The following is a 7,630-nucleotide window of genomic DNA, read 5'->3' as shown; positions in this document are numbered from 1 at the left end:
CGATCTGCCCGATTTGCGCTACCAAGTCACCGAGCACCGCGTGCTGCAAGCGATCTGCAACTGCGGCAAGACCCATCGTGGCGCATTCCCCCCGAACGTCACCGCAGCGGTGCAACACGGCCCGCGTGCAAAGGCCGCAGCCGTGTACCTGAACCAGTACCAGATGCTGCCACTCAAGCGCACGGGGCAAGTGATGGGCGATCTCTTTGACATGCCCATGTCCGAGGCAACGATTCTGAGTGCCAACGCTGAGGCTGCCCAGGTGTTGGCACCCACAGTCGCGGCCATCGCGCAGGAGTTGGTGAACCAGCCAATCCAGCCGACTACGCGATTGCGGCGATGACGTTTGGCGTTTCATGACGGACCCGAACGTGCCTTTCACGAATCGGCTGGGCCGTGGGCCCGGGGGCTGAGATGGATCGAAAAATAGGAGGCACCATGGCGTCATGGATCAAGTGGGTAGTTGTCGGCCTGGGAGTGGCGATATTGCTGGCCGGTAGCGCCGTTGCGGTCTATGTGCAGCGCAGCTTTGCGGTACTCGATGGCAGGCTGGCTGTGGTGGGATTGCGCCAGGCGGTCCAAGTGCAGCGGGATGACGCCGATGTGACCCATATCCGCGCCCAGACCCCGCAGGACGCCTGGTTTGCGATGGGTTATGTGCATGCGCAGGAGCGGAGTTGGCAGTTGGAATTCAACCGCCGCGTGATGCACGGTGAACTGTCCGAAGTTTTCGGCGGCGCCACGCTGGAGACCGACAAACTGATGCGTGCGCTGGACATCATCGGGAACGCTCGGCGCCAGTACCAAGGACTGCCGCCGTACGCCAGGCAAGCCCTGCAGTCCTACAGCCAGGGCATACAGGCTTTTCACCGCCATCGGTCCCAGGCGCTTCCCCCGGAGTTCCATCTGCTCGGCGTTGAGCCTGGTGGCTGGGAGCCCGAGGACAGCGTGGGTTGGGCGCTGATGATGGCGCTGGAGATGGGTGGTAACTGGGGCCATGAATTCACGCGCCTGTCGGTTGCCAGCACACTGGACACGGAGCGCCTGTGGCAACTGATGCCCCCCTACCCGGGAGAGCGACCTGCCACCTCGGTCGACTTGGCTACGCTCTACCGTCAGTTGGGGGTTTATCGGGCAGCGGACCAAGGTGCCGCGCCGCAGGGAGCAGCGCCCAAACACCAAGCGCAACAAGAAGGCCTGTTGTCTCGCCAGATCAGCGCCGGCCTGCGTGCCTGGGCCGAAGCGCTCACGCGCACTGCTGGTAGCCATGAAGGCCGGGGCAGCAATAACTGGGCGCTGGCAGGCTCGCGCACGGTGAGCGGCAAGCCGTTACTGGCCAACGACCCGCACCTGGATTTGTCCGCACCCTCGATTTGGTACCTTGCCGCCTTGCAAGCGCCCGCGGGTCGGGCCGCGGATGGCACACCGATTGCCCCGATCGATGTGATCGGCGCCACCATGCCGGGCCTGCCCTTTGTGGTGCTGGGCCGTACCGGTCATGTGGCCTGGGGGTTTACCAACACCGACCCCGACGTGCAGGATCTGTACCTGGAGCAGATCAACCCCGCTGACGCCACGCAATACCGCACCCCCGAGGGCTGGGCACCGTTCACGGTGCGCAGCGAAACCATCCGGGTCAAGGGGGAGGCAGATCAGGTGATCAGGTTGCGCAGCACGCGCCATGGCCCGGTGCTCAGCGATGCGCAAGAATCGCATGCCGGGACGCTGAATTTGGACAAATACGTGCTTGCGCTGCGCTGGAGCGCGCTGGATGCCGACAACCAGACGGTGCTGGCGGGCCTGCAAACCAATCAAGTCCAAACGGTGGATGAGTTGTTCCAGGCCCTGTCGTCTTACCACTCGCCCATGCAGAACGTGGTCGCGGCGGACGACCGGGGTCAAATACGCTTCCAGGCCGTGGGCCGGGTCCCGATACGCGCTGCTGCCAACGATATCCGGGGCGTGGCTCCGGCTCCCGGTTGGGAGGCGCGCTACGACTGGCAGGGCTGGATCGCACCCGGGAAAACCCCGCGCGACGATGGCGCCAAGGGTTGGCTGGCCACGGCGAACCAGCGTGTGACGGCGCCGGACTACCCGTATTACTTGACGCAGGATTGGACCTTGCCTTACCGCTACCAGCGCATCGCGCAGCTCATCGAGGCCCGCGAAAAGCATGACGTCGCGAGCATGCAGGCCATGCAGGGTGACGTGACGTCGCTGGCCGTGCGCCGGTTGCTGCCTTATTTGCGGCAGGTTCGCTCGGCCCATCCGCTGGCTGCGGCCGCACAGGCGCAACTCGCCGACTTTGACGGGGTGATGGATGCCGGGCAGGCCGCGCCATTGCTGTTTTCCGCCTGGGTGGACGAGCTCGTGCGGGGCCTGATCGCGCCGCGAATTGGCTTGGAGCGTTTTGCAGCCACCTATGGTGGTGAGCGCGATTACCGGGCCGCGGTGGAGGGCATACTGGAGCGCAATGACGGCTGGTGGTGCCAGCCTCTGTCCTGCGCCGGGCAGTCCGCGGCCGCTTTCGACCGTGCGCTTGATCGCCTGCAGATGGCCTATGGCCCGGATCCGGCCCGGTGGCGCTGGGGTGTGGCACACCCGGCGCTGAGCGTGCACCGACCCATGGGCAGCGTGCCGGTGCTGGCCCATTTTTTTAATGTCCGCCATGCCTCGCCTGGGGGCCCGTACACCGTGAATGTGGGGCAGTACAACCCGGGCGACGCCAAGGGGCTGTTCGTCAACCACCATGCGGCCTCGTTGCGCGCGGTGTATGACTTGGCGGACTTGGAGCAGTCGCGCTTCATCTGCCAGACCGGCCAGAGCGGGCTGGTGTTCTCGTCCCGCTACCGTGACATGAACAGCCCCTGGGCCAACATGGGCTACCGCCTCTTGCAGCGTCAGCCTGCACACTGGGCGCATGAGCTGACCTTGGTCCCCGGTGGGGATCGCTCCTTCACGCCAGATTAAGAATGGAACCGGTTTCACCGGTCAGGCCAGCGACAGGTCGCGCTGCCTACCACCGCGCACGAGCACGGTGAGCAGCAGCAGGCCAAGGCCCGTGAAGCAGAGGAACGACCAGTTGGCGATCGAGCCGCCGAGGAAGGTCCAGTCGATTGCCGTGCAGTCGCCCGAGCCGCGCAGGATCATGGGGATGGCGCGGCTGATGGGGAAGTTCTCGATCATTCCGTAGAAGTCGCGGCCGCAGCTCGCGGTCTCCGGGGGATTCCATTGCAACCAGCTTTGGCGCGCGGCCACAAAGGCGCCCAGGCCCGCGGTTGCAGCGGCCAGGCCGGCGAGCGGGAGCCACCAGCGCCGGCCCCCCCGGGCGCAGGCCAGGCCGGAGAAGATGGCGACGCCAATGAGCGCGTAGCGCTGCACGATGCACATCGGACAAGGCTCCAGGCCCACCCCGTACTGCAGATACATGCCAAAGGCCAGCATGGCCACGCAGGCCGCGCTGACGCAGGCGAGCACCCTGCGGGGCGCGCGATCGATCCATTTCAACAGCATCATTTCTTGTCCTTGGAGTGGCGCACAAAATGGCTCCCGGCGTCCGCGCCGGGTCCCCGAGAGGAAGGGCGGCTCAGATGCCGGCAGCGGGGTCCAGAAAGACCCGGGCGCGGCGCGGTGTCACCACCAGCGTCTCGCCCTCGCGGAAGCCCGCCTCCCTGAACTGCTGCGCGGGGATCTGCGCTTCGATCAAGGGGCCTTGCGGGGACGCATTTTCCGCCAGTTTGGGTTCGGTCGATGGAATCAGTTCCAGCCGGGCAATCGGCCCGACGACGATGGCCCGGCTGAGCCGCACCACGATTCCGCGCGGGCGGCCTTCGGCGTCCAGCCCGGCGCCCGGGCAATAGCGCTGCACGTCCAGGTCATGCGGGCGCACGTAGGCAAAGGCCGGGGCGTCCTGCGCCGTGCGGTGCTCGGGCGAGTCGAGTTGCATGCCGTCGAACTGCACCAGCCCCTCGTGCGCCCGGCCGTGGAACAGGTTCACGTCGCCCAGGAAGCCGTAGACGAAGGGGCTCGCGGGATGCTCCCAGACCTCCTGCGGCGATCCGCTTTGCTCGATGCGGCCCTGGTTGATGACCACCACGCGGTCGGCCACTTCGAGCGCCTCTTCCTGATCGTGCGTGACGAAGATGCTGGTCACGTGCAGCTCGTCGTGCAGGCGGCGCAGCCAGCGGCGCAGTTCCTTGCGCACCTTGGCGTCGAGCGCGCCAAAGGGCTCGTCGAGCAGCAGCACCCGGGGTTCGACCGCGAGCGCGCGCGCCAGCGCGATGCGCTGGCGCTGGCCGCCCGAGAGCTGCGACGGATGGCGCTCGGCGAGCCAGTCGAGTTGCACCAGTTGGAGCAGCTCGGTCACTTTCTGCCGGATCTGCGCCTGGCTCGGGCGCTCGCTGCGGGGCTTGACGCGCAGGCCGAAGGCCACGTTCTCGAACACCGTCATGTGGCGAAACAGCGCGTAGTGCTGGAACACGAAGCCCACGTTGCGCTCGCGCGCGTGCACGCTGGTCGCGTCCTCGCCCGAGAAGTGGATCGTCCCGGTGTCGGCCGTCTCCAGCCCGGCAATGATGCGCAGCAGCGTGGTCTTGCCGCAGCCCGAGGGGCCGAGCAGCGCGATCAGCTCGCCCGGTGCGATGTCCAGACTCAGGTCGCGCAGCGCCTGGAAGCTGCCAAACCGCTTGCTGACGTTGCGGATTTCTATTCCCATGGTGTTTTCCGTTCCTTCAGCGGGGCCGCTCGGGGGGCAGTCCGGCAGCGGCCGTCTGCGTCTGCGCGGTGTAGTGTTCGGCCAGCGTCTTGATGAGCAGCGTGAGCAGCGCCAGCAAGGCCAGCAGCGATGCGGCCGCGAAGGCGGCGACGGACTGGTACTCGTTGTAGAGGATCTCCACGTGCAGCGGGAGGGTGTTGGTCTGCCCCCGGATATGGCCCGAGACCACCGACACCGCGCCGAACTCGCCCATGGCGCGCGCGTTGCACAGGATCACGCCGTAGAGCAGGCCCCAGCGGATGTTCGGCAGGGTCACGTGCCAGAAGGTCTGCCAGCCGGTGGCGCCCAGCACGATGGCGGCCTGCTCCTCCTCGTTGCCCTGGGCCTGCATCAGCGGGATCAGCTCGCGCGCGATGAACGGGAAGGTGACGAACACCGTCGCCAGCACGATTCCGGGAACGGCAAAGATGATCTGGACGTCGTGCGCCTGAAGCCAGGGACCGAGCCAGCCCTGCGCGCCGAACACCAGCACGTAGACCAGCCCGGCGACCACCGGCGAGACGGAGAACGGCAGATCCACCAGCGTGGTCAGAAAGGCCTTGCCCCGGAATTCGTATTTCGCAATGCACCAGGCGGCGGCCACGCCGAACACCAGGTTCAGCGGAACGGCGATGAGCGCCGTGATCAGCGTGAGCCGGATCGCCGACCAGGCGTCGGGCTCGCGCAGACCGGCGAGGTACGCGCCCAGGCCCTTGCGCAGCGCCTCGGCAAACACGGCGGCCAGCGGCAGCACCAGAAACAGCAGCATGAAGGCCAGCGCCGCGGCGATCAGCGTGCGGCGCACCCAGGGCGCCTCGGTCGTTCCCCGCGGGGCATGGAGGGGGGGTGCCCGCTCATGCCGGGGCCCCCGCGCGGCGGCGCTGCCAGGCTTGCAGCGCATTGATGACGAGCAGCAGGAGGAAGGCGATGAGCAGCATCACCAGCGCCACGGCGGTGGCGCCCGCGTAGTCGTACTGCTCGAGCTTGCCGATGATGATCAGCGGCGTGATCTCGGACAGCATGGGCACGTTGCCGGCGATGAAGATCACCGAGCCGTATTCGCCCACGGCGCGCGCGAACGCCATGGCAAAACCGGTGAGCAGGGCCGGCGTGATCGACGGCAGGATGACCCGGGCAAAGGTCTGCCAGCGCGTGGCGCCCAGGCAGGCGGCGGCTTCTTCGAGTTCTTTTTCAGCGTCTTCGAGCACCGGCTGCACCGTGCGCACGACGAACGGCAGGCCGATGAAAATCAGCGCGACCACGATTCCCGCGGGTTTGAAGGCCAGCTCGATGCCCAGGGGCGCGAGGATCTGCCCGACCCAGCCGTTGCCCGCGAGCAGGGCCGTGAGCGAGATGCCGGCAACGGCCGTGGGCAGCGCGAACGGCAGGTCCACCAGCGCGTCCATGATCTTCTTGCCGGGAAACCGGTAGCGCACGAGCACCCAGGCGATCAGCAGGCCAAACACCAGATTCACCAGCGCGGCGAGGAACGAGGCGCCGAACGTGAGCCGGTACGACGCGAGCACGCGCGGCGCGCTGACCGCCGACCAGAACTGCTCCCAGCTGAGGCTGAAGGTTCTGAAGACCAGCGCCGACAGCGGGATCAGCACGATGGCGCTCAGATAGAACAGCGTATAGCCGAGCGTGAGGCCAAAACCGGGAAGTACCCGCCGGGCCGCGCGCCGGCCAGGCCGCGCGGCCACCGCACCCGCAGCGCTCATGGTTTGCCGGGGCCGCCGGGCTGGTAGAGCTTGTCGAAGTGGCCGCCGTCGTTGAAGTGCAGCTTCTGCGCTTCGGACAGCGAGCCAAAGTACTTGGCCACCGTGAACTGCCCGATCGGCTTGAAGGTGGCGGCGTATTTCTTGAGCATGGCCGGCGTGCGCGGGCGGATGGCGTGCCGGGCGGCGATCTCCTGCGCCTCGTCGGAATACAGGTAGTCCAGATACGCCTTGGCCAGCTGCGCCGTGCCCTTTTGCGCCACGGTGCGCTCGACGACGGCCACGGGGTTCTCGGCCACCACGCTCACCGAGGGGTAGACCGCGTCCACCTTGCCGGCGCCGAATTCACGCTCGATGGAAAGCACTTCGGACTCGAAGGTGATCAGCACGTCGCCCTGGTTGCGTTGCAGGAAGGTCGCGGTCGCGTCGCGCCCGCCCTTGGCGAGCACGGGAACGTTTTTGTAGAGCTTGCCCACGAACTCGGCCGCCTGCGCGTCGCTGCCGCCCTTCTCGCGCACCGCGCCCCATGCGGCGAGGTAGGCGTAGCGGCCATTGCCGCCCGTCTTGGGGTTGACCACGATGACTTGCACGCCGGGTTTGATCAGGTCGTCCCAGTCCCGGATGCCCTTGGGGTTGCCGTTGCGCACCAGGAACAACATGGTCGATGTGGTGGGCGATGCGTCGTACGGAAAGCGCCGGGCCCAGTCCTTGGCCACCACGCCCTTGTCGGCGAGGAATTGCACGTCGGTGCTGGTGTTCATGGTCACCACGTCGGCGGCCAGACCGTCGTTCACGGCGCGCGCCTGGGCGCTGGAGCCCGCGTGCGACTGGTCGATCTTCACCTCCTGGCCCGTGGTCTTGCGGTAGTGGGCCACGAAGGCCGCGTTGTAGTCCTTGTAGAACTCGCGCGCCACGTCGTAGGAGACGTTGAGCAATGCGTTCTGCGCCGTCGCCACACCGCTGGCGGCCAGGGCCAGGGCGACCAGAAGGGTCTTGGGGTTCAAGGATGTCATGCGTGCGGCGCCCGAGAAATGCTGAAAACCGCGCATTGTGCGCGGCGCTGCTTAAAACTCAAAAGAATATATTCTTGTTAAACAATCAGATATTGGAATATGGAAGCGGGCGGCCGGCAACGCCGCTGCGTGCGGGCGCCTGCTGC

The 7,630-nt window shown here is 66.7% G+C and carries 7 protein-coding genes; 2 read left to right on the top strand and 5 right to left on the bottom strand.

Annotation, left to right across the window (positions count from 1 at the left end; genetic code table 11):
• Positions 1 to 343 (top strand): IS66 family transposase (locus VTU_RS27140; RefSeq protein ID WP_010104831.1); only part of this gene is annotated, 343 nt, incomplete at its 5' end.
• A gap of 95 nt (positions 344 to 438) precedes the next feature.
• A complete protein-coding gene (locus VTU_RS0113065; RefSeq protein WP_010104830.1) occupies positions 439 to 2,970 on the top strand; it encodes a penicillin acylase family protein in 2,532 nt (843 codons plus the stop codon).
• A gap of 21 nt (positions 2,971 to 2,991) precedes the next feature.
• Here the strand turns inward: VTU_RS0113065 and VTU_RS0113060 are convergent, their stop codons facing one another.
• The 5 genes from VTU_RS0113060 to VTU_RS0113040 form a co-directional block, all read right to left on the bottom strand.
• Entirely contained in the window at positions 2,992 to 3,513 is a 522-nt protein-coding gene (locus VTU_RS0113060) for a disulfide bond formation protein B (protein WP_029554375.1), read from the bottom strand.
• 73 nt (positions 3,514 to 3,586) lie between these two features.
• A complete protein-coding gene (locus tag VTU_RS0113055) occupies positions 3,587 to 4,714 on the bottom strand; it encodes a sulfate/molybdate ABC transporter ATP-binding protein (protein ID WP_010104826.1) in 1,128 nt (375 codons plus the stop codon).
• A 16-nt stretch (positions 4,715 to 4,730) separates the two neighbouring features.
• Positions 4,731 to 5,654: a sulfate ABC transporter permease subunit CysW gene (gene cysW / locus VTU_RS0113050; protein ID WP_438873582.1), complete on the bottom strand. Its 924-nt coding sequence runs from the start codon at positions 5,652 to 5,654 to the stop codon at positions 4,731 to 4,733.
• Positions 5,608 to 6,474, bottom strand: coding sequence for a sulfate ABC transporter permease subunit CysT (cysT, locus tag VTU_RS0113045; protein WP_010104822.1), 867 nt, complete (start codon positions 6,472 to 6,474; stop codon positions 5,608 to 5,610). Before cysT ends, cysW begins: the two co-directional genes overlap by 47 nt.
• Positions 6,471 to 7,484 (bottom strand): sulfate ABC transporter substrate-binding protein, encoded by a 1,014-nt coding sequence (locus VTU_RS0113040; protein WP_029554374.1) that lies wholly within the window; start codon positions 7,482 to 7,484, stop codon positions 6,471 to 6,473. The genes cysT and VTU_RS0113040 overlap by 4 nt, the downstream gene beginning before the upstream one ends.
• Between the last annotated feature and the right edge of the window lie 146 nt (positions 7,485 to 7,630).

Origin of the sequence: Verminephrobacter aporrectodeae subsp. tuberculatae At4 (genome assembly GCF_000193225.1) — a bacterium.
GTDB classification, from domain to species: Bacteria; Pseudomonadota; Gammaproteobacteria; order Burkholderiales; family Burkholderiaceae_C; genus Acidovorax; species Acidovorax aporrectodeae.
The sequence above is the reverse complement of the archived record's forward strand: the minus strand, read 5'-3'. Positions and strand labels throughout refer to the sequence as shown.

Excerpts from the sequence above, each read along its gene's own strand:
- VTU_RS0113065 (WP_010104830.1), top strand. The coding sequence starts at position 439 with ATGGCGTCATGGATCAAGTGGGTAGTTGTCGGCCTGGGAGTGGCGATA.
- cysW (WP_438873582.1), bottom strand. The coding sequence starts at position 5,654 with ATGCGCTGCAAGCCTGGCAGCGCCGCCGCGCGGGGGCCCCGGCATGAG.
- VTU_RS0113040 (WP_029554374.1), bottom strand. The coding sequence starts at position 7,484 with ATGACATCCTTGAACCCCAAGACCCTTCTGGTCGCCCTGGCCCTGGCC.
- VTU_RS0113055 (WP_010104826.1), bottom strand. The coding sequence starts at position 4,714 with ATGGGAATAGAAATCCGCAACGTCAGCAAGCGGTTTGGCAGCTTCCAG.
- cysT (WP_010104822.1), bottom strand. The coding sequence starts at position 6,474 with ATGAGCGCTGCGGGTGCGGTGGCCGCGCGGCCTGGCCGGCGCGCGGCC.
- VTU_RS0113060 (WP_029554375.1), bottom strand. The coding sequence starts at position 3,513 with ATGCTGTTGAAATGGATCGATCGCGCGCCCCGCAGGGTGCTCGCCTGC.